We start from the raw sequence: 1779 nt of genomic DNA, 5'->3' as shown, positions 1-1779 counted from the left end.
TACTGCCTCAAAGAGGATAGAATTTTGCCGAAGGAGGAGCTGTATAAGAGAGCGATTTTGGATTTTTTAGAAAAAGGCAAAATAATTCTTTATACGATGAAGAGTGACGATTGTAAAAAATTTAAGGATATCAACGAATGTAGAGATACCTATAATAAAATGCTGAATTATTACGCTGCTTATGGATATGGCAATAAAATAACGTATGATAAAGTATTGGAAATAAACCGAGATAGAAATATCTCTTATAATAAATCAAGATATATCTATTTTGAATTACTCAATTTAAAGCCTATTGTTTTGAAGCCGGAGTATATAAGCGTAAATCTAGATAAAAATAGTGCAGGATTTACTACTCCGATAATTCAATTAGTAGGCGAGCATGAGTATTATCTATATAATGGAGATGGCATAATTCTAAATAGAAATAAATTGGCTTTTACCTACATCTATCTTTTTGATAACGAAAAATTTATGGAGCAAATAAATAAAGAATTAAGTTGGTATGATAACCATAAATCAGATCTTAAACAAAATATTAGCTATTTAGAATTTGATAACTGCGGCACTACGAAAACTAATATAGACAAAAGTGTTGAGAGTATGATAAAAGAATTGGCAGATATGCCCCCCTGATAAAATGTCAAGGAGTGCACAAGATATAGTGAGTGCGGAGCAAAGGTATAAATTTCACAGGACGGCGAGATATTTGCTCGCTTTGCCGATAGTTTTCTTGCTCGCTTGGTGGGCGGCGGCTTTGATTTTGGCGGTTTTGCCTTTTGAGGGCGCGCTAAGGATTGCCGTTTTTGTCGCAATATTTGCGCTTTTGGCTTGCGCGCTGCTTTGGTATTTGTTCAAAAGGTATAAAAATTTTAAGCCAAGCAAGCTGTTTGTAAAAAATCTAAATCTTAGTTTACTGCTTTTTGCGGTAGAAAATTTATCGCTCGGCGCTTTTTACGTCAGCTTTTTGGCGTGCTTGGCGGAGAGATATTTTTGGGGCGAGCAGGCTGCCAGCTGGAGCGCGCCGTTTGCATTTGCGTTCGTGCCCTTTTGCCCGATCGTTTTTGTAATTTCATACGTTTAACGAAAAGAAAAGCTAAGCCTATGCGCCTTTCGCGCCCGCTAAATTTTATCTCTCGCGCAGTACGGGTTTGGGCGCGGATTTAACGCGTACGAGCTGGGTGCTATTTAAAATTTAGCTTATCCCGCTTGCTTTAAAATTTTAAAATTCTATCGTCGCAAAAGCTCCGCCGCGCTCGCTAAATTTTATCTTGCCGCAACTCGAAACCTACTTGCCGCCACTACACACGCCGTGCTTTAGCACTCGCACGATACGCGCCTATTGCCGCTGCGACATTTACAAAATTTTAAAACGGCGCGGAACTCGCCTCGCAAACGGCGATTGCACCGCGGTCTTATCTATTTATTTATGCGAGCAGCGAACTTCGGGCTAAATACGAGACCCTTATCTTAGCCACAAAGCAAATCCGAGCTCCAGCCGAGAAAATGCGAGCGGCGCGAATGCAGAAGCAAAAACCAAGCGGGCGCATTTGTCCGAAGCCTAGCCCTTTAATTTCATCATTTTTTCTAAGATTTCATACACGAGATCAAACTTTGTAAAGCCGTCTCTATCCAAAAAATGCCCGCCCTTTTGCACCTCGTAAAACTTAGCGTCCATCTGCCCCGCTAACTCGCGACTGAATCTAAACGGCACGATATAATCGTCCTTTGCGGCAACCACCGCGCGCTGTTTTGCGGCGGCTTTTATGCGCTCAAAAT

3 protein-coding genes are annotated in these 1779 nt (G+C 41.0%); 2 read left to right on the top strand and 1 reads right to left on the bottom strand.

The features are described from left to right. On the top strand, positions 1 to 636 hold a 636-nt coding region (locus tag Q0140_RS04010; protein ID WP_297962131.1), incomplete at its 5' end, for a hypothetical protein. 28 nt (positions 637 to 664) lie between these two features. Next, positions 665 to 1084: a hypothetical protein gene (locus tag Q0140_RS04005; RefSeq protein WP_297962129.1), complete on the top strand. Its 420-nt coding sequence runs from the start codon at positions 665 to 667 to the stop codon at positions 1082 to 1084. A gap of 477 nt (positions 1085 to 1561) precedes the next feature. Here the strand turns inward: Q0140_RS04005 and Q0140_RS04000 are convergent. Next, a partial coding sequence (locus Q0140_RS04000; protein ID WP_297962127.1) for an alpha/beta hydrolase occupies positions 1562 to 1779 on the bottom strand: 218 nt, incomplete at its 5' end.

It is taken from the genome of uncultured Campylobacter sp. (assembly GCF_938045405.1).
Classification (GTDB): domain Bacteria; phylum Campylobacterota; class Campylobacteria; order Campylobacterales; family Campylobacteraceae; genus Campylobacter_B.
This window is presented reverse-complemented; position numbering and strand designations above follow the sequence as displayed.